We start from the raw sequence: 20292 nt of genomic DNA, 5'->3' as shown, positions 1-20292 counted from the left end.
CGCCGATCGGCGCGCGCGGCCGGGTGCGCCGTGGCGGGGGTTTCGTCCTGCGCCGAACCGGGGCGTCCCGCCCGCGCCGATGCCGTGGAGTCGGCATCCGGTCGAGGAGGGGACGTGCTTCGCGGGCGCGGTCAGCCGCCCGTGCGCTCGAGCTGCACGACGATCGGGCGGTGGTCGCTGCCCGAGCCGTCGAGCGTGCGCATGACGACCGACGCCGAGACCGTCCAGTCGGGTGTGGCCATGACGTGATCGATTGGCGCGCCCAGCAGGGCGGGAGCGCTCGTCGGCCAGGTGCCCACACCGCCGTTGCCGCTCTCGGACGCGGCGTCGTGGCAGCGGCCCAGGGTGCCACCGTCGACGCCCATCCCGGTCATGTGATCGAGGGTCGCGTTGAAGTCGCCCGCGAGGATCACGTTGTCGGTCGCGCACTGGTCGGCTAGCCACTGCAGGTCGCTGCGCCACTGCGTCATGTACTCCTGTCGCGGCGCGACGGCGTGGGCGGCCACGATGATCGGGCCATCTCCCGAGACGGGCATGGCCACGGCGCTCGGGACAGTCGAGGTGTTGCTCGATCCGTCGAGCGAGGACTGGATGACGGAGTACTCGCCCAGCTCGGGCTTGATGAGGACGGTGGTGGAGGTGGCATCCCATCCGGTGATGCCGTACTCGCCGTACTCGGCGTGATGCGCCCACATCGGCTGACCCATGTCGCGCATGAGCTCGGCGACCTCGGCCCCCGTCTCGATCGTGGTCTCGGGGAGGGTCACGACGTCGGCCTGCATACCCACCGCGAACTGCGCGATCGACTCGGCCGAGGTGGCCGAACCGGCGGTGTTCCACGTCATGATGCGCAGGCTCGACGCCGTCTTGGCCGGCATCTCCTCCGAGCCCAGGCCGCGCTGCGAGAGGAGCGAGACGTTGACACCGCCCGCGAGAGCGAAGACGAGCGCGAGGACGAAGGCGAGGGCCCGGATCGGGCGCATCAGCGCGAACAGCAGCATAAGCAGCGTCGCGGCGATGAAGGCGGCCGCCAGCGGCGCACGGAACGAGATGACCTGCGCCAGGGGGAAGGTGCGCTCGGCCCCGAACGCCGAGGGCCACGTGAGCACCGCGGCACCCGCCGCGAAAGCGAGCGCGACCAGGAGACCGACCAGACGACGCACGCACCCGACCATAGGGGAGCCGTCTGAGAGATCCACGGATGCCGGTTGAGCGCGACCTCCGCGAATACGGGGCGCTACGCTCGACGGGTGCAGCGTGAACGGCGATTCGAGGGTCCGAGCGACCTGCACCTGCATTCCTCGCACTCCGACGGAACCGAGCCGCCCGCGCAGGTCATGGCCGCCGCCCACCGTCACGGCCTGCACACCGCCGCCCTCACCGACCACGACACGACGTCGGGGTGGGCAGAGGCCGCTGAGGCGGCGACCTCGCTCGGGATGACGTTCGTGCCCGGCATGGAGCTGTCGGCCCGGCATCGGTGGCGCAGCGTCCATCTGCTGGCCTACCTCGTCGACCCCGACGACACGGCGCTTCGCGCCATGACCGACCGCATCCGCTCCTCGCGGCTGGATCGGGCGCAGATCATGGCCGAGCGCATCTCCCACGATTACGACATCGCGTGGGACGACATCCTCGCCCAGACCACCGACGGCGCGACCGTCGGGCGTCCGCACATCGCCGACGCTCTCGTCGCCCGCGGCATCGTCGCCGACCGGACCGAGGCGTTCGCCGGCATCCTGCATCCCTCCGGCGACTACTACGTCGCGCTGTACGCCCCCGACCCGGTGACCGCGGTCGAGCTCGTCGTCGGCGCGGGCGGCGTGCCGATCATCGCTCACCCGGCGGGGCGGTCGCTGCTGCCCGACAGCGTGCTGCACGCGATGCTCGACGCGGGCCTGGCGGGCTTCGAGCTCGCGCACCGCGAGAACCTGCCCGAGCCCACGGCCCTGCTCGCCGATCTCGCCGCCGAGCGCGACCTCATCGTCACCGGCTCGAGCGACTACCACGGGCTCGGCAAGCCCAACGTCCCGGGCGAGAACACGACGGCTGACGACATGGTCGCGCGGATCTTCGCCCTGGGCCGCGGGACGGCGCCGGTCTTCCCGTAGGGGCTGCCCCGCTGAGTGGCTGAGTTTCCGGGCGTCGCGTGCGGATGGGCGGGCGGCGGGGGCGGTGCGGGCGTCTGTCGCTCGGCGTGGGTGTCTGCCATTCGGCGCGCGTCGTGATGTGCAGCGGTGGCGGTAGGTCACGCATAAACGCTGTCAGCGCGCGGAAACGCGGGGAGCGCGCGTTTCTGCGTGCGGAGGGCGTTTATGCGTGTCGGGCGCGGGGAGAAGGCGTGCCGGAGCGTTCGGTGTGAGTTGCGGCCGGTGCAGGAGCGGCCGCGGTGGGAGCGGGCCGGGGTGGTCGGGCGGGGGCGGGCGGGGGCGGTGTGCAGCGCTGGCGGTGCGTCACGCATAAACACTGTCTGCGCCAGGAAACGCGGGGAGCGCGTGTTTTTGCGTGCGGAGGGCGTTTATGCGTGGGTCGGTGACCGCGTGGCGGCGCCGCGCGCCTGGTCGCGTCGGTCCGCGCCGAGCAACCGACGCCCGAGGTCGACGATTCCGGATGCCGGTTCATACGCGAACGGCGCCGACCCCGCGGTGGGGGTCGGCGCCGTTCCGTGTAAGACGCGTCAGGCGACGGGGGCCGTCGGCGTTCCCGAGCTGCCGCCTCCGCGGCGACGGCGGCGACGGCGCGGGGCTGCGTTGCCGTCGTGGTGCTCCTTGCCGGCACCGTCGTGCGTGCCGGCGCCACCCTCTTCGCGCGAGGCGCTGTCGCCGGCGGGGGCGGTGCTCTCGGACGACGAACCACCGCGTCGGCGACGGCGCGGGGCGCGGGTGCCCTCGGCATCCGGGCTCTCGTTCTTCTTCTCGACCTGCTTGGGCGCGACGGCCTTCGGCGCCGTCACGAGGCGGCCCTTGGTGCCCTCGGGGATGTTGAGGTCGGTGTAGAGGTGCGGGCTCGACGAGTAGGTCTCGGTGGGCTCGGGCTGGCCGAACTCCAAAGCGCGGTTGATGAGCGCCCACTTGTGCAGGTCGTCCCAGTCGACGAAGGTCACGGCGATACCGGTGTTGCCGGCGCGACCGGTACGACCGGCGCGGTGCAGGTAGGTCTTCTCGTCGTCGGGGATCGTGTGGTTGATCACGTGGGTGACGTCGTTGACGTCGATACCGCGGGCGGCGACGTCGGTGGCGATCAGGACGTCCTTCTTCCCGGCCTTGAACGCGGCCATCGAGCGCTCGCGGGCCTCCTGGCTCATGTCACCGTGGACGGCGGCGGCGTTGAAGCCGCGGTCGCCGAGCTCGTCGACGAGCTTCTGCGCAGCGCGCTTCGTGCGCGTGAAGATGACCGCCTTCTCGCGACCCTCCGACTGCAGGATGCGGGCGATGACCTCGTCCTTGTCGAGCGAGTGCGCGCGGTAGACCAGGTGCTTGATGTTCGCCTGCGTCAGGCCCTCGTCGGGGTCGTTGGCGCGCATGTGGATGGGGTTCGACATGAAGCGACGCGCGAGGGCGACGATGGGGCCGGGCATGGTCGCCGAGAACAGCTGCGTGTGACGCACGGGCGGGACCTTCGAGAAGATCTTCTCGATGTCGGCGAGGAAGCCCAGGTCGAGCATCTTGTCGGCCTCGTCGAGCACGACCTCGGTCGCGTTCGACAGGTCGAGCAGGCGCTGGTTCGCGAGGTCGATGAGGCGACCGGGCGTTCCGACGACGATCTGCGCGCCGGCCTTGAGCTGGTCGATCTGCCCCTCGTACGCCTTGCCGCCGTAGATGGCGACGACGCTGGTCGAGCGGTTGCTGGTGAGCATGTCCATGTCTTCGTAGACCTGGACGGCGAGCTCGCGCGTGGGGACGACGATGAGTGCCTTGACGCCGGGCTCGGGGTTGAGCCCCAGGCGCTGGACCACGGGGATGCCGAAGCCGAAGGTCTTCCCGGTGCCGGTCTTGGCCTGACCGATGATGTCCTGGCCGGGGAGGCCGAGGGGAATCGTCTGCTCCTGGATGGGGAAGGCATCGACGATGCCCTTGGAGGCCAGGGCATCGACGATGTCCTGGTCGATGCCGAGATCGGCGAAAGTCGTCATAGTGCGTGCCTGTTCCGGCGGCGAGAGACCGCCTGGGGGAGTCGTATCCACGCCTCACTCGTCCACAGGCGCGGGGCCCCGATCCGACGCCGGGGCTTCTCCACTCTACCCGGCGTGTCTCGGCAGCCCCCGACGCCTAGGCTGTCGTACGTGTTCGAGTGGTTCCGTCGTCGCCAGCGCCCGGTGGGCCGTACGCTCCAGCTGCGCTCGCGCGGAGACCTGGGCGAGGCCATGCGCGTCGACTTCGCCGAGCTCGCCCCCGAGATCGAGACGTTTCTCGGTCAAGCCGCCTATCTGCAGCTCGGGTTCTTCGAGACGCTCAGCGAGCTGATCGCCCTGACCCCCGAACTCGCCGAGAAGGAGTCGCTCTCCCGCGCGGCGGGAGCGGCGCTCATCAAGCACCAGGAGCTCGTCGCGCTGATCCGCGAACGCGGGGCCGATCCGACGCAGCTCATGCTGCCGTTCCGCGAGTCGCTCGACGCCTTCCGCCGCAACACGCACGGCGTTCGCCCCCAAGAGACCATGCTCACGGTGCACATCACGGCGGGACTCCTCGACGACTTCTATCTCGCGCTGTCGTCGAGCTACGGCGACACCGGTCGCCGGGTCGCGCGCATCCTGCAGGCCGATGACGACCGTCAGGCGATCGTCGACATCCTCGGAGCGACGATCGAGAGCGACGAGGAGTGGCGCTGGCTACTGGCGCTCTGGGGGCGTCGTCTCGTCGGCGACACCCTGCTCGTCGCCCGCACGGCCCTCCGCCACGGACACCTCGACCGCGCCGAGGAGGCCAAGGTCGAGCCCGTGTTCAGCGAGCTGATGGGTGCTCACGCGAGGCGGATGGATGCCATGGGGCTCGCCGCGTAACGAGCGTCACCACGGTCTGCGCGACGGGGTGAGGCACCACGCCTGTCAATGCACCGCACAGTGTCTGGACGACGCCGGGTGCCGGCATCCGCCGGCCTCTCGAGAGACTCAGACGCCCAGGCGCACGCGATCGGCCTCGTCGCGGGCGAGGCGCGAACGAGTGATCAACGGCACGAGCGCGAGAGTCGTGGCGGCCGGCGCCAGGACGGCGACGATCCACAGGATCGGCGAGTCGACCCCGAGACCCATCCACGTCAAGGCGGTCCACACGACCGCCGCCGCGGCCGCGCCCGCCAGAGGGGCGAGAACGACGCCGCGGAGGTGGCGGTGCGGCAGCGCGAAGTGCACGGCGAGGCCGATGACCGCGCCGATGATCAGACCGAGCAGGATCTGCACGGTTCGAGTGTCAGGCGACGAAGCCGACGCGGCGCGACTCTTCGGTGCCGAGTTCGACGAACGCGAGGTTGGCGGTCGGAACGAGGTAGGAGTTGCCCTTCACATCGGTGAAGGACACGTGGCTGGCGGAGTTGTCGAGGGCGGCGGCGACGGCCGACTTCACGGCGTCCGAGCTCTCGTTCGTCTCGAAGTTCAGCTCGCGGCCGGTGTTGGTGATTCCGATGCGGATCTCCACGATGCGTCCTTTCCCCGCGGGCCGCGGTCGGCCCGGCGCGTGATTCGACTCTAGGGCAGGCATCCGACACCCGAGCTCGCGGGAGGGCCCGCTTCGCGGACGGCGAACGCGCCTCGCGCCGACGGCGACCGGAGCGGACGCGGCGTCGAACCCGGCGATGTCGGAGGTCGCGATTAGCGTGGAGACATGCATATCCCGGATGCCGTCGCCCTCGACGCATCTCCCGCTCGGGGAGGTGCGCTCGACGCCGAGCAGCGCGTCGTCGTCGACTGGCCCGCGACCGCGAGCGGTGTGGTCGTCGGGGCTCCCGGCTCGGGCAAGACGACCACGCTGCTCGCTCGTGTGCGTGAGCTCGTGGCATCCGGAGTCGACCCCGACGAGGTGTTGGTGCTCACGCCCACGCGACCCGCGGCGACGGCCTTGCGCGATCCCCTCGCCCTCGCCGTCGCGCGGGCGACCTCGGGCGCTCTCGCCCGGTCGGTGGCGTCGTTCGCGTTCCAGCTCGTCCGCGGCGCCGAAGTCCGGCGGGGGGTCGAACCCCCGCAGCTTCTCACCGGCGGAGACGAAGACCAGATCATCCGCGATCTGCTCGAGGGCGATGCCCTCGACGAGCTCGAGGGCGCGTCGCGTTGGCCCGCGTGGCTCGGGCCCGTCATTCGAGCGACCCGCGGTTTCCGGGGCGACCTCCGGGCGTTCCTCGCGGAGTGCACCGACCTGGGCATCGGCTCCGACGACCTGATCCAGCTGGCGCAGCGGTGGGAGCTGCCGGTCTGGGCCTCTCTCGCGTCGTTCGCCGACGAGTACCGGGCCGTGCGCTCGGCGATGCGCGGCACGCACCGCGACGCGGCCGACCTCGCTCGCGAGGCCGTCGCCGTGCTCGACGAGGCCCGCGCGGATCGCGCGCTTCTGGGGCGGTTCGCCACGTTGCGCTGCATCCTCGTCGACGACGCGCAAGAGCTCACCGCCGGCGGTATCGATCTGCTGCGCGCGTGTCGAGCCCTCGGCATCGGGGTGGTCGCGTTCGGCGACCCCGACGTCGGGTCGGGAGCCTTCCGCGGAGCGACGCCCGAGAACTTCGCTCGCCTCGCCCGTGAGCTCGGTACCGTCGCCGCTCTCGGAGAGCCCCACCGCGGGACACCGGAGCAGATCGACCTCGTCCGTCGCGTGGTGACGCGCATCGGTGCGGCCGGGATCGTCGCGCACCGACGTGCTCCCTCGGGCGCCGCGCCGCAGGGCTCGGTCCGCACCTACCTGCTGCGGTCGCCGGCGGAGGAAGCCGACGCCATCGCCCGCCTGCTGCGCGAACGGCACGTTCTCGAGGGCGTCCCGTGGGGCTCGTGCGCCGTGATCGCGCATGACTCGCGGCAGGTCGCGACCCTCGAAGCCGAGCTCGCCGCACGAGAGGTGCCCGCGCGCGCGAGCGGTCCCGGGCTGGCCCTGGGCGTGCAGCGGCCGGTCCGCGATCTCGTCGGACTGGTCGAGCTCGGCATGAAAGATCCCGACGAATGGGTCGCCGACGAGGTGGTCGACGCGCTGATCGGCACCTTCGGCGGCCTCGATCCGATCGAGCTGCGGCGCCTGCGCACGGCGCTCCGCCACGACGAGGTCGGTGCCGGGGGCGCGCGCACCGCGACCGAGCTGCTCGTCTCCGGCGTGCGTTTCCCACTCGAGCTCGAGGCCGTCGACACGCGCGAAGCACGCCGCGCCGCACGGCTGGGCGAGACCCTCGCCGCACTCCGCGCGCAGGCGCTGTCGCACGCGACCCCGCACGAACTGCTGTGGACCGCGTGGGAGCGCAGCGGCCTGTCGCGGACCTGGCGCGAGGCGGTGCGCGGGCACGGGCCGATCGCCGAGCAGGCGGAGCGCGACCTCGACGCGATCGTCGCGCTGTTCCAGGCCGCGAAGCGGTTCACCGAGCGTGAGCCCGACGGGGAGGCCTCTGTCTTCCTGCGCGCGGTGCTCGACAGCGACGTCGCCGAAGACCGCATCGAACTGCCCGCCGTGGTCGACACGGTCCGCGTGCTGACCCCCGCGGCCGCCGCCGGTACGGGGTTCGACACCGTCATCGTCGCCGGGGTGCAGGACGGCGTTTGGCCCAACACCCGTCTGCGCGGCGGCCTGCTTGAAACGTGGCGACTCGTCGACGCGGTGCAGAACCCCGACCTCCCCGCCGCGGGCACGCTCGATCGCCGCCGTGCGGCGATGCACGATGAGCTACGCCTCTTCGTCCGCGCCCTCAGCAGGGCGGGGTCACTACTGGTGGTCACCGCGGTCGACGACGACGACACCGGTCCCAGCGTGCTGTTCGAGATGCTCCCGACGCCTGAGCCGGCGGCATCCATTCCCGAGCATCCCCTGTCGCTCCGCGGTCTCGTGGCGCGGCATCGCCGCTCGCTCACCGCGCCGCGCGTCGCCGTTGCCGATCGCACCCACGCGGCCGGACAGTTGGCGCTGCTCGCCGCAGCGGGTGTCGCCGGCGCCGCGCCCGAGGAGTGGTACGGCGTGGCTGCTCCCACGTCGTCGGCGCCGTTGCGCGATCTGACGCGCGAAGACGTCCGCGTCTCGCCGTCGCGCCTGCACGCCCTCGAGGAGTGCGAGCTGGACTGGGTCATCGCCGACCTCGGCGGCGACCGGGGCGGGACGACGGCGGGCATCGGCACCATCATCCATGCGGCGCTCGAGACGGCTGCATCGTCGTCCGAAGACGACCTCTGGGCGGTGGTCGACGAGCGCTGGGGCGAGTTGGCGTTCGACGCGGTCTGGCGCGAGCGCGCCGAACGAACGCGAGCGCGCGAGCTCGTGCGGCGTCTGGCCGCCTATCTGCGCCGGTTCGATGATGCGGGCGGACGCCTGATCGGAGCCGAGCGGCACTTCGAGGTGCCGATCCCCATTCCCGATGCCGGCGAACACGGCGCCGTGCTGAGCGGCGACATCGACCGCGTCGAGGTGACGCCCTCGGGGGAGGTCGTGATCGTCGACCTCAAGACGGGTAAGAGCGAACCCCAGACGGATGCCAAGGTCGCCGACAACCCGCAGCTCGCCGCGTACCAGTTGGCGTTCTCGTCCGGGGCGATCGAGCAGGTTGCCGGGTTGCCGTCGGGCGGTGCGAAACTGCTCGTCCTTCGCCCCACCGCGGCGAAGAAGGACTACGCGGAGCCGACGCAGAAGCCGTTCGACGACGAACAGCGCGGCCAGTTCGTCGAACGCGTGCAGCGGGCGGTCGAGGTGATGCGCGGCACCAGTTTCGCCGCGCCGTACGAGGTGCACTGCCGGGACGAGTTCTCTTACGGGTTGTGCCGCATCCACACGGTGTCGGCGGTGAGCGCATCGTGACCGTCGTGCTTTCCGCGGCGACCATCGCCGCCGCCCTCGGACAGTTCCCGCCCACGATCGAGCAGACCGCGGTGATCGAAGCGCCTCTCGCGCCCGCCCTCGTCGTCGCCGGTGCGGGTAGCGGCAAGACCGAGACCATGGCCGGTCGCGTGGTCTGGCTCGTCGCGAACGGACTGGTCCGTCGCGACGAGGTACTCGGGCTGACCTTCACCCGAAAGGCCGCGGGCGAGCTCGCCGAGCGCATCCAGCGGCGGTTGCAGCGTCTGTCGGAGTTCGAGACGCGCGGACTGCTGGGTGCTCTTCCGGCGCTGCACGAGGCGGGTCGCCTGTCGGTGTTCGCCGAACTCGCACGGGTCGAAGGGGCGCGCGCAGATGCCGCCCGTCTCGAGGTTCTCGACACCCTCGCCGCCGAGGTCGGCGCGGACGACCCCGGCCTCGACGACGGCGACCAGCTGTTGCACCGGCCCACCGTGTCGACCTACAACAGCTTCGCCGACTCGATCGTGCGTGAGCACGGCCTGCGCATCGGCCGCGACTCCGAGGCTGCCGTGCTCTCGGAGTCCGCGGCCTGGCTGCTCATGCGCCGGGTCGTGTTCACCTCCGATGACCCAGGCCTGGAGGAACGGCAGGAGTCGCCTCGCACACTCATCGACGCGGCTCTGCGCATTGCTCGCGACGGCGTCGACAATCTCGTCGACCTCGACGAGCTCGCCGCGTTCCCCGACGAGTTCGCTCGTATCGTCGAGCGTCCGTCGACCTCGGCACGCGTCACCGTCTACAAAGAGGTGGCCGACGCCGCGTCGCGTGTGTCGGCTCTGTCGTTGCTCGCGCGCCTCGCCGCCGACTACGACCGCGAGAAGGCGCGCCTGGGCGTCATGGACTTCGCCGACCAGGTGGCGGGGGCCCTGCGCATCGCGCAGGAGCATCCCGCGGTCGTCGAGGAGCTGAGAGCGCGCTACCGTGTGGTCCTGCTCGATGAGTACCAGGACACGTCGGTCGTCCAGACCGACCTGTTGGCCACCCTCTTCGGGGGTACCGGTGTCATGGCGGTCGGCGACCCGCACCAGGCGATCTACGCGTGGCGGGGTGCGAGCGCGGGAAACCTCGGTGGCTTCCCCGATGCCTTCGCTCCGGAGGGCGGATGCCAGCGCTTCGCGCTGCTCACCAGTTGGCGCAACAGTGCCCGTGTGCTCGACGCCGCCAATGCCGTGCTCGCGCCCCTCGCCCACCGGGCGGCCGTGGCCGTAGAAGAGCTGCGGTCACGTCCCGGCGCGCCCGAGGGTGTGGTCGAGGTCGCCTTCGAGAACGATCTCGACGCCGAGGCCGACCGCGTCGCGTCGTGGTTCGTCGGCGTCCGTGCGGCGCGCGCCGCCGAGGGGCGCGGGACGACCGGCGCCGTGCTCTTCCGCAGCAAGAAGCACATGGTGCGCTTCGGTGATGCGCTCGGGCGGCGTGGCATCCCTCACCGCATCCTCGGGCTCGGCGGCCTGCTGACGACCCCGGAGGTCGTCGACGTGGTGTCGGTGCTGCGGGTCATCAGCGACCCCGAGGCGGGGTCGGCTCTGATCCGTCTGCTCTCCGGACCGCGGTGGGCGGTGGGGTTGGCCGATCTGCGCGCCCTCGCTCAAGTCGCGAGGCGGCTAGCGACACACGACGTCGCCCTGCAACCGCTCGCCCCCGAGGTCGTGGACCGCCTGCGCTCGACGCCGGGGGCCGATCGCGCGTCGCTGGTCGACGCTCTCGATTTCGTCACCCGCCAGACCGACGGCCACGGGTGGCTGACCGACATCACTCCCGAAGGCCGTGCGCGCCTCCGGGAAGCCGGTGCGGTGTTCGCAGCCCTCCGCAGGAGCGTCGGTGCCCCGATCCCCGAGCTCATCCGCCTCATCGAGGCGGAGCTGCGTCTCGACATCGAACTCGCCGCGAACGAGGCACGCGGCCCCGCTCGTATCGCCTCGGCGCAACTGCGCGCTTTCGTCGACGAGATCCGCGGGTTCCTGGCGGCGGACGAGTCCGGCTCCGTCTCGAGCCTGTTGGCGTGGCTCGATCACGCCGAGCAGGCCGACGAGTTCGCGCCGCGTACCGAGCCGCCCGAGGACGACGTCGTCCAGCTCCTCACGATCCACGGTTCGAAGGGCCTGGAGTGGGATGCCGTGGCCGTCGTGCGCCTCGTGACCGACGAATTGCCCTCGCTTCCGCGTGACACGAAGGGGTGGCTGGGTTTTGGCATCCTCCCCTCGCAGTTCCGAGGCGATTCTGCGTGGCTTCCGGTGTTCGGATGGCGCGGGGCCCAGACGCAGCAAGAGCTGAAGGCGGCGATCGACGCGTTCGTCGCCGACAACCGAGCCCGCCAGCTCGAAGAGGACCGACGCCTCGCCTACGTGGCGTTCACCCGAGCCCGCGACCACCTCATGCTCTCGGGCTCGAGTTGGTCGGGCACGAAGCGCCCTCGCCGGCCCAGCGTCTTCCTCGACGAGGCCGCTGAGGCGCTCGGGGCGGAGCTGTTCATCGACGAGGCGGGAGACGACCCCTACGACGGTGAGCGACGCCTGCTGCACTGGCCGCTCGACCCGCTCGGGGCCCGACGCACGGCGATCTCGGCCGCGGTCGGGGCCGTCACCGCTGCGCGCGCGGCGACGCCGGTCGACGCCGATGACGACCTCGAGCTGCTGCTCGCGGAGCGTGCCGAGCGGCTCCGGCCCGTGCATACGCCGGCTCCGACGCGTATCCCAGCCTCTCGTTTCAAGGATTTCGTCGACGACTACGGACGCGCGGTCGAGGATCTTCGCCGGCCCATGCCGGAGCGCCCCTATCGGCAGACGCGCCTCGGAACGCTCTTCCACGCCTGGGTCGAGCAGCGCTCCGGGCTGGTCGGAGCGGGTGTCGGGCTCGACGACGACGGTCTGTGGGGCGATGACGAAGCGGGAGCGTCCGCAGCTGATGCCGTCGAACTGCAGCGGTTGCGGGAATGCTTCGAACGCTCGGAGTGGGCCGCACTGCGGCCTCTCGAGGTCGAGACCGAGATCGACTTCGTCACGACGCGCCTCGACGGGCGCGAGCACGTCGTCATCTGCAAGCTGGATGCCGTGTACCGCCGCGGCGAGCGGTACGAGATCGTCGACTGGAAGACGGGGCGCCCACCCGCCAGCGAGTCCGAGCGTCGTTCGCGCATGCTGCAGCTCGAGCTCTATCGCGAGGCCTATCACGCCAAGCACGGTATCGACCTCGACCTGATCGACGTCGCCCTCTTCTACGTCGGCGATGAGCTGGTGCTGCGGGGGTGAGGGCGCGGGCCGTCCAGACCGGGAAACGTACGCGTGAGAGGTTTCGGGCAGCGACGCGCAAAAGCGCTGCTCGGATCTGCCGACTCGGTCACAGCCCGGTCACGTGACCCGGTCGCACCCCGCGCGGCTCGAGGCAGGATGTGCCGGTTGAGGCGCGAGAAAGAGCCGCCCCCGGCCACCGTCGCGAACTAGGTCGACGGCGATGAGCGGCCGCAGCAGAGCGACGGCGCCCGTCAGGCCCCGTCGCCGGAGACGCCCCAGCGGCGCAGCGCGGCGCGGCTCGCGCGAGCGGCGTCTTCTTCGTCGTCGGTGTGCGCGGCGCCGAAATCGCGCGAGGCGTCGGACGCGGTTGCGTCCGTACCCGGTGCGCCCTCTTCGCGGACGGCGGGCTCGGCGGGGTCTGTCGACACGGCAGAGCGTGACCACAGCGAGGTCGCGTCGGTGTCGCCGCTCAGCGCGGGAGCCTGGCCACGGTCGTTTCGGGTCTCGGGCGTCTTGTCCTCCCACCCGTCGAGGTCGAGGGGCTCGGTCTCGCCGGGCTCGACGCTGTCGGGGACGGGCAGCCGGTCGACGTGGATCGCGCCGCTGTCGGCATCCGACTCTTTCGCGTTCGCGAGGGCTTCGGCGAGCGCTTCGGCGGCGGTGGCGCGGTCGCGCTCCGCCGACAGGTACAGCGACAACGCTTCGGGGTCGTAGGCGTCGGTCTGCATCGAGGTGTCGACGGCGGCCGGGGCAGAGACCGGGGGAACGCTCTCGACGAGGGCCATCGCGTCGTCGATGTCGCTTCGCGAGTCGGGCACGATGTGGTCGCCGCGCACGCCGTCGGCCAGGGCATCGAGCAACGCGACGGCGTCGGCGACGACGTCGGTCTCGCCGGCGTCGTGTCCGTGCACGAGCCAGCGCGCGAATTCGAGCTCCGCGTAGAACCGCGCGCGTTCGCGCAGCAGGGGGTCGGGGGAGCGATCGCCGGCCGCGGCGTATCCGGCATGGACGTCGTCGGCGGCGAGGGGAGCGGATGCCAACCAGCGCAGGTCGACGGCCGGATCGCCGACGCTGAGGCCGGCCCAGTCCAGGATGCCGACCACGTGGGGGATCTCGTCCTCATCGTCGGCGAGGAGGATGGATGAGCTCGTCGCGCCGCCCAGGACGACCGCCGACTCGAAGCGCCACAGCTCGTCGACGTCGAGGGCGCGGCGCCACCGCAGCATGAGGTCGTCGCTGACGCGACCGGTGGCGTCAGCGCGGTCGAGGAGTCGTTTGACGTCGTCCCGCACCTGCTCGGGAGAGCGCACGGGCAACCCGTCGGTGCGGACGATCGACACGGGGAGCGCGTGGACTGCGGCCAGCGCCCCGCCGATCGCCGGCGCGTACCCGGGGCCCTTGGGGAGGTGCGCCGGATCGATGCGGTAGCCGTCGATGCGATCGACGATGAGGACACGCTGCGTTCCGGAACCGCTCTCGCCGATCACCTCGGGCACGGCGAAGGGGAGGAGGGCGCGAACGCCCGCCGTCAGAGCGTGCAGCGCTCGTGACTCCGCGGCGAGGTCGGGAGCGCCTTCTTCGCCGGCGGGCATGCGGATGACGACCTCGCGCCCGTCGGCGGTGCGGGCCAGCGCGGCATCGAAACGGCCGGCGGCGTTCTCGGTCAGAGCGCTGACGTTCGAGAAGGCTGCGCCGGGCAGGGCCGTCGTCGCCGACGCGGCTAAAATGAGGGGCGAGCGTGCCATGCCCCCAGGGTAGGTCGGGCCTTCCTTCACCGGCCCGCGCCACGCCCTTCACCGAGCAGGTCGGTCTGGCGACCGCCCACCCGTGCCCGCCGTCAGAGAGGTGTTCGATGCCGCGTCCCGCGTCTTCGCCGTCCGAGGTCCCGTTGACCGTCGACCGCGCGGGCGGTGAGCGCGACGACGAGACCCTGCTCGAGCGCGTCCTGTCTGAACCGAGCACCCTGGTCCTCGCCATCCGTCGCGATGCGGCGCCGCTGCGCGACGGACACTTGGTCTTGGGCTCGCAGGCGCGGATCGGGAGAGAGCACGTCCAGGAGTGGGCGTTTCTCGGCCGCACTCCCGATCACACCGCGGTCGTCCTCGCGGCCCTGACCGCCGGCGCCCCCGACGACCTCGTTCCGGATGCCGAGTGGGCACCCCTCCGCGCGGCCGGAGGCGACCTGCCCGACGGTGAAGCCGAACTGCTCACCACCGCCGTCGCTCTGGCGGGGTGGCTGCGCGATGCCGCGTTCTGCCCGGCGTGCGGCTCGGCGACAGAGCTGCGCCACGCCGGCTGGTCGCGGCACTGTCCTGTCTGCGGGCGTGAGCACTTCCCGCGCACCGATCCGGCGGTGATCGTGCTGGTGACCTCGGCGACCGGTGACGATCGGATCCTTCTCGGCGCGAACGCCGCCTGGGGAGGTGACCGGTACTCCTGCTTCGCCGGGTTCGCCGAGGCGGGGGAGTCGCTCGAGGATGCGGTCACCCGCGAGGTCGGCGAGGAAGCCGGTGTTCGTCTCCGCGACATCGCGTACCGCGGTTCGCAGGCCTGGCCGTACCCCCGTTCGCTCATGCTGGGCTTTCGAGCGGTCGTCGTCGACGACGCTGAAGCGGAAGCCGACGGTGAGGAGATCGTCGAGGTCCGCTGGTTCGACCGCGAAGAGATCGGCGCCGCCCTTCGCGGCGAGGGCACGGCGATGCTCCCGGGCCCGGCATCCATCGCTCGTCGCTTGATCGACGACTGGTACCGGGGCGTCGCATGACCGCGCCGCTCGAGGGACTCGACGAGCACCAGCTCGAGGCGGCGCGTGCGCTTCGCGGTCCGGTCTGCGTTCTCGCGGGTGCGGGCACCGGCAAGACGCGCGTGATCACGCGCCGCATCGCTCACGGTGTCGACACGGGCGCCTACTCGCCGCAGCGCGTGATGGCCGTGACGTTCACCGCCAAGGCCGCGGGGGAGATGCGCGGGCGTCTGCGTGCGCTCGGGGTCGCGGGGGTCTCGGCCCGCACGTTCCACGCCGCCGCTCTCGCGCAGGTCAATTTCTTCTGGCCGACGCTCGCCGGTGATCAGGCGCCTTCGATCATCGACAACAAGGTGCGCATGCTCGCGCACGCGGCCGACGGCGTGGGACTGGCCCCCGACACCGCGACTCTGCGCGACGTCGCGTCGGCGATCGAGTGGCGCAAGGTGACTCTGCGCTCCATCGAGCAGTACGCGGCGGACCGCCCCGACGGCGTCGGTCGTCTCAGCGTCGACCAGGTCGTGGCCCTGCAGAGCGCGTACGAGAAGCTCAAGGACGAGCGCCGCCAGATGGACTTCGAAGACGTCCTGCTGACCTGCGCCGGCATGATCGAGGCCGAACCGCGGGTCGCCGCGGCCGTACGCGAGCAGTATCGGCACTTCACCGTGGATGAGTACCAGGACGTCTCGCCGCTGCAGAACCGCCTGCTCGAGCTCTGGCTGGGCGATCGTCGCGACCTGTGCGTCGTCGGTGACGCGAGCCAGACGGTGTACTCGTTCACCGGCGCCGACGCGCGGTACCTGCTCGAGTTCGAGCGCACGCATGAAGATGCGCGTGTCGTGCGTCTCGAGCGCAACTACCGCTCGACGGCTTCGGTGCTCGCCGTCGCCAACGACCTCATGAGGGGTCGCGCCGGCGCCCTCGAGCTCGTCGCGGCCAGCGAAGACGACACGCCCACGCCGACCGTGCGCGCCTTCGACGACGATGAAGACGAGGCCTCTGCGGTCGCGGCCTCGATCCGCGACTCGCTCGCGCGCGGCGTCGATCCCCACGACATCGCGGTTCTGTACCGCTCGCACGCGCAGTCCGCGGGGTTGATCTCGGCCCTCGCGAAGGTGGGTGTCGCGGCGTCCGTCCTGGGCGGCCGCAAGTTCTTCGACCTTCCCGAGGTTCGGCAGGCTCTCATGGCGCTTCGCGCCGCGTCCGTGGCGCCGCTCGAGACCGGGTTCCTTCCGACCGTCCGCGACGTGCTCCGCAGCGTCGGGCTCACCGACGACCCGCCCGAGGCGGGCGGCGCGCTCCGCGAGGCGTGGGAGGCGCGCGCCGCCATCCTGCGCCTGGCGGAGGAAGCGCCGCACGGCACCGACCTGCGCGCGTTCACCGACGATCTGCAGGCGCGTGCGCGCGATCAGCACGAGCCGACGACGCGGACGGTGACGCTCGCGACGCTGCACGCGGCGAAGGGGCTGGAGTGGGATCACGTGTACCTCGTGGGATTCAGCGAAGGGCTGCTGCCGATCTCGTACGCCAAGACCTTCGAAGCGGTCGACGAAGAGCGGCGCCTCGCGTACGTGGGCGTCACGCGGGCCGCACGAACGCTGTCCGTGAGCTGGGCACGGGGTCGAGGGCGGATGGAACGGTCCCCGTCGCGCTTTCTTCGAGAGATCGGCAGTGGCAGTCTGCGCTCGGCCGATGCAGCGCCCAGGCCCGCCGGAACGAATCGGCGCGCAGGCGCAGCGAGCGCGTCGTCTGCCCGATCGGAGCGGTGAGCAGGAACCGCGCCGCCCGTCCGGCCTCGGCCGCCAGCGCCACGTCGATCTCGGGCCGCGGTCGTCCCACCAGCTGAGCGGCGACGGTCGCCCACTCCGGGTCGTCGCGGCGCTGGTCCGCGTCGAGACACGCGAGGCACGCCGTCTGTCCCGGCACCACGACGGGCCCGATCCGGGCACTCGACCCGTCGAGCACGAGCGGCAGGTGCGTCACGTCGTCGCGGACGAGCGGCCCCGCTCTGCGGGGGTCGACCCGGTGTGCGGCCAGCAGCACCACCCGTGTTCCGGGAGCGACGCTCTCGGTCGCCGTCCCCGCCCACGCCACGACGCGGGTGCGCGGGGGCAATGCCGCCAAGACGGCTCGGGCGGCTCGCGGCGGCAGGTCATCGTCGACCTGAAGGGCGAGGGGCGGATGCCGTGACCTTCGCGCCAACGCCGGAGCCACCGCCGCGAGCAGAGCGTCGGCGGCTCCGTCCTCGGCCCCGTGCACGCGGGCGAGACCCCGGACCGCGGCCGCACTCGTCCCGTCCGCCAGCGCCGCGACGACGACGTCGACCCACGAGCCGGTGAAGGGCGAGACGGCTACCGCGGGGGCGCCGAACTGCACGCTCCCATCGGAACGCCACAGCGGGGGAGCAGCGGAATCGAGTCTGATCATCGCCCGATCATCGCGTCTGCGGAGATCTCGGATGCCGTTGTCCCCAGGGCGAAAAATGCGTGACGCCCGTGTGGAGGAATGTCATCCTCCCCACGGGCGTCACGACACGACGGGCTTCAGCCCGCCGAAGTGCTCACACCGGCCGCTGATCTCCCGGCGCCGCTCCGTCGTCGCCGCCGCCGAGGGGACCGTCGCCATGCTCCCGCGTCCCACCCGCATCCGTGCCGTCGTCCGGGGTCCCGGCATCCGGGCTCCCGCTTCCCGAACCACCGTCGCGCCGCCCGCCGTCGGCCTCTTCGGCCAACAGCTGCGCGAGGGCGTCGTCCATCGCGTCCGACGGAGCCGCTTCTCCGCGGGAGGCCGCGGTCAGTCGCGCGATCAACGCCGCGGGGTCGTCGATGTCTTCCGACGAGGGCATGAGGTCGGGGTAGTCCCACAGCCCGTCTCGACCGTCGACGCCCACGGCGTCGGTGACGGCGCGCCACATGGCCGCGGCTTCCCGCATGCGGCGGGGGCGCAGTTCGAGGCCGACGAGCGAGCCGAGCGCCTGTTCGGCGGGCCCGCCCACCGCGCGACGACGACGAACCGCCTCGGCGATGCGAGCGGCCGAGGGCAGGCGCGAGGTCGCGTCCTCGGTGACCACGTCGACCCAGCCTTCGATCGTCGCGAGCAGGTTCTCGAGGCGCGTGAGAGCTGCGGTCTGCTCTTCGGAGCGCTCGGGCAGCAGCGCACCGCTCTCGAGGGCGCCGCGCAGCTCTTCGGGCTGCGAGGGGTCGAAGCGCGAGGCGAGGTCCTCGAGGGCGTCGGTGTCGACGCGGATCCCGTGCGCGAAGTCGCGCACCTGCGAGATCACGTGCAGGCGCAGCCAGCGCGCGTGACGGAACAGGCGCGCGTGCGCCAGCTCGCGCGTGGCCAGGTACAGCGCCAGCTGATCCTCGGGGATCTCGAGGTCGCGGCCGAAGTCGGCGAAGTTCTGCGGAAGGATCGCCGCGTCGCCGTCGGGCATGACCGGGATGCCGACATCTCCGCCACCCACGACCTCGGTGGACAGCCGGCCGACGACCTGGCCGAGCTGCGTGGCGAAGAGCGAACCGCCCACGGTGCGCATGAGGCGACCGGCACCGGCGATCATGTCCTGCATGTCGTCGGGTGCCTGCTGGCCGAGGGCGGCGGTGAGCGCGTCGGCGATGCTCGTGGCGACGGGTTCGGCGAGCTCCTGCCAGATCGGGAGGGTCGCACTCACCCACGCGCCGCGCGTGACGGCGCGCGGGGGGCGCGGCAAGTCGCTGATCGAGGTCGCCTCGCCCAGCCACAGGGCCGCGAGGGTGAACGCCTGGTCGAGGTCGGTGCGCTGACCGGTGGTCACGCCGAGGCCGTCCTGGTTGGCGATGTGCAGGGCCTGGCGCTCGGCCAGGCTCCAGTCGACACCCTCCTGCGTGCCGGCGAAGGCGCCCTGCAACTGGTTCATGACGGCCTGCAGCATGGCGGGGTCGATCTGCATGCCCGACAGACGGGAGAGCTGCTCGGGGTCGATGCCGCTGACGTCTCCGGACATGAGACGGCGCATGAGTTCCTGGAACTCGTCCTCGGGGCTCCGGTCGCCGCCGGGGTTGTCGTCTGCCACGTGAGCCGCCTTTCAGCCAGGTCTGGGGGAACGGGTTCTACGCTAGTCGCACGCTTCCCCGCATCAGTCGGCTCGGCCCCCGGGCCGCTTACGCCGCGCGCGAACGACCCGGCAAAGGATTGAGACCGTGACCCTGTTCGATGAGAACGTCTCCGTCGTGCCCGCCCCGCGTCAGCGGTGGCGGCGCGGCACCGTCGTGGGCGTGTGGTCTCTCACCATCGCGGTCGTCGTGCTGTTCGTGATGACGTTCCTGCCCTCGGCATACGTCATCCAGCAGCCGGGCCCGGTCTACAACACCCTCGGCACCACGGCCTCCGCCGACGGCCAGCAGGTTCCGCTCATCTCAGTGCCCGAGGGCGACGAGAAGGACTCCACCAGCAGCGGTCAGCTCGACCTGCTCACCGTGCAGGTCAGCGGCAACCGCGAGCACACCCCGTCGTGGATCGAGCTGGCCTCGGCCTGGTTCGACAGCTCGCGCGCCGTCGTGCCGATCGATCGCATCTTCCCCGCGGGGCAGAGCACCGAGCAGCGCAACAGCGAGAACGCCGCCCTCATGACCGACTCTCAGCTCGAGGCGAGCGCGGCCGCTCTCCGCGAGCTCGGCTACGACGTCCCGCAGCAGATCGCGGTCGGCACGATCGACGACTCCGGCGCCGCGAAAGACAAGCTGCAGCAGAACGATGTCATCACCTCGGTCGACGGCACCGCCGTCTCGAACATCGACGACATCCGCGCTGCGGTGCAGAAGGCCGCGGGTCAGGCCGTGAGCGTCGGTTATGAGCGTGACGGCACGGCATCCACGATCTCTATCACTCCCCGTCAGACCGAGGTGAACGGCCAGACGCAGTACCTGCTGGGCGTGGGGCTGATGATGACGTTCGACCTCCCCGTCGACGTGAAGATCCAGCTCAACGATGTCGGCGGCCCCAGCGCCGGCATGATGTTCGCCCTCGGGATCATCGACAAGATGTCGCCCGGCGACCTCACCGGCGGCCAGCACATCGCCGGCACCGGCACGATCGACGCCGACGGGAACGTGGGCCCGATCGGCGGCATCCGTCAGAAGCTCTACGGAGCGCGGGATGCCGGGGCCACCTGGTTCCTCGCCCCCGAGGAGAACTGCAACGAGGTCGTGGGCCACGTGCCCGACGGCATCCGAGTGTTCTCCACCTCGACCTTGAAGCAGTCGCTCACCGTGCTCGAGACCATCCGCGACGGAGGGGATCTCGACGCCCTGCCGACGTGTACTTCGTGATCGATCTTTCACGG

At 71.4% G+C, this 20292-nt stretch carries 13 protein-coding genes; 7 read left to right on the top strand and 6 right to left on the bottom strand.

Annotated features, from left to right (window positions below; translation table 11 throughout):
* Positions 1-131: 131 nt before the first annotated feature.
* Positions 132-1163: an endonuclease/exonuclease/phosphatase family protein gene (locus AB6V29_RS03445; RefSeq protein ID WP_369357042.1), complete on the bottom strand. Its 1032-nt coding sequence runs from the start codon at positions 1161-1163 to the stop codon at positions 132-134.
* A gap of 87 nt (positions 1164-1250) precedes the next feature.
* Between AB6V29_RS03445 and AB6V29_RS03440 the strand changes: the two genes are divergently transcribed.
* Positions 1251-2111, top strand: coding sequence for a PHP domain-containing protein (locus tag AB6V29_RS03440; protein WP_210074410.1), 861 nt, complete (start codon positions 1251-1253; stop codon positions 2109-2111).
* A gap of 566 nt (positions 2112-2677) precedes the next feature.
* On the opposite strand, the gene AB6V29_RS03435 is transcribed toward AB6V29_RS03440, so the two are convergent.
* Positions 2678-4132: a DEAD/DEAH box helicase gene (locus AB6V29_RS03435; RefSeq protein WP_267786933.1), complete on the bottom strand. Its 1455-nt coding sequence runs from the start codon at positions 4130-4132 to the stop codon at positions 2678-2680.
* Positions 4133-4282: 150 nt separating this feature from the next.
* On the opposite strand from AB6V29_RS03435, the gene AB6V29_RS03430 reads away from it, so the two are divergent.
* Positions 4283-4999: a ferritin-like fold-containing protein gene (locus AB6V29_RS03430; protein WP_210074414.1), complete on the top strand. Its 717-nt coding sequence runs from the start codon at positions 4283-4285 to the stop codon at positions 4997-4999.
* Positions 5000-5107: 108 nt separating this feature from the next.
* Here the strand turns inward: AB6V29_RS03430 and AB6V29_RS03425 are convergent, their stop codons facing one another.
* Both AB6V29_RS03425 and AB6V29_RS03420 read right to left on the bottom strand, forming a co-directional pair.
* Positions 5108-5395, bottom strand: a complete 288-nt coding sequence (locus AB6V29_RS03425) for a hypothetical protein (RefSeq protein ID WP_369357041.1) — start codon at positions 5393-5395, stop codon at positions 5108-5110.
* A 10-nt stretch (positions 5396-5405) separates the two neighbouring features.
* A complete protein-coding gene (locus AB6V29_RS03420) occupies positions 5406-5630 on the bottom strand; it encodes a DUF3107 domain-containing protein (RefSeq protein WP_144835131.1) in 225 nt (74 codons plus the stop codon).
* 186 nt (positions 5631-5816) lie between these two features.
* Between AB6V29_RS03420 and AB6V29_RS03415 the strand changes: the two genes are divergently transcribed.
* Both AB6V29_RS03415 and AB6V29_RS03410 read left to right on the top strand, forming a co-directional pair.
* Entirely contained in the window at positions 5817-8963 is a 3147-nt protein-coding gene (locus tag AB6V29_RS03415; RefSeq protein WP_369357040.1) for an ATP-dependent helicase, read from the top strand.
* Positions 8960-12247 (top strand): UvrD-helicase domain-containing protein, encoded by a 3288-nt coding sequence (locus AB6V29_RS03410; RefSeq protein WP_369357039.1) that lies wholly within the window; start codon positions 8960-8962, stop codon positions 12245-12247. The genes AB6V29_RS03415 and AB6V29_RS03410 overlap by 4 nt, the downstream gene beginning before the upstream one ends.
* 233 nt (positions 12248-12480) lie before the next feature.
* Here the strand turns inward: AB6V29_RS03410 and AB6V29_RS03405 are convergent, their stop codons facing one another.
* Positions 12481-13974 (bottom strand): phosphotransferase, encoded by a 1494-nt coding sequence (locus AB6V29_RS03405; protein ID WP_369357038.1) that lies wholly within the window; start codon positions 13972-13974, stop codon positions 12481-12483.
* Positions 13975-14081: 107 nt separating this feature from the next.
* Between AB6V29_RS03405 and nudC the strand changes: the two genes are divergently transcribed.
* Together nudC and AB6V29_RS03395 are read left to right on the top strand one after the other, a co-directional pair.
* Positions 14082-14993: an NAD(+) diphosphatase gene (gene nudC, locus AB6V29_RS03400; protein WP_267786940.1), complete on the top strand. Its 912-nt coding sequence runs from the start codon at positions 14082-14084 to the stop codon at positions 14991-14993.
* Positions 14990-16741: an ATP-dependent helicase gene (locus AB6V29_RS03395; protein ID WP_369357036.1), complete on the top strand. Its 1752-nt coding sequence runs from the start codon at positions 14990-14992 to the stop codon at positions 16739-16741. The genes nudC and AB6V29_RS03395 overlap by 4 nt, the downstream gene beginning before the upstream one ends.
* A 791-nt stretch (positions 16742-17532) precedes the next feature.
* Here the strand turns inward: AB6V29_RS03395 and AB6V29_RS03390 are convergent.
* The gene (locus tag AB6V29_RS03390; protein ID WP_267786942.1) at positions 17533-19023 is read right to left on the bottom strand and encodes a zinc-dependent metalloprotease; all 1491 of its coding nucleotides are present in this window, start codon (positions 19021-19023) and stop codon (positions 17533-17535) included.
* A 127-nt stretch (positions 19024-19150) separates the two neighbouring features.
* Here AB6V29_RS03390 and AB6V29_RS03385 point away from each other — a divergent pair, with 127 nt between their 5' ends.
* Entirely contained in the window at positions 19151-20278 is a 1128-nt protein-coding gene (locus AB6V29_RS03385) for a PDZ domain-containing protein (RefSeq protein WP_369357034.1), read from the top strand.
* Positions 20279-20292 lie beyond the last annotated feature (14 nt).

Origin of the sequence: Microbacterium sp. 20-116 (assembly GCF_041079415.1) — a bacterium.
Taxonomy (GTDB): domain Bacteria; phylum Actinomycetota; class Actinomycetes; order Actinomycetales; family Microbacteriaceae; genus Microbacterium.
Note: the sequence above shows the minus strand (reverse complement) of the source record. Positions and strands in the feature narration are given on the sequence as shown.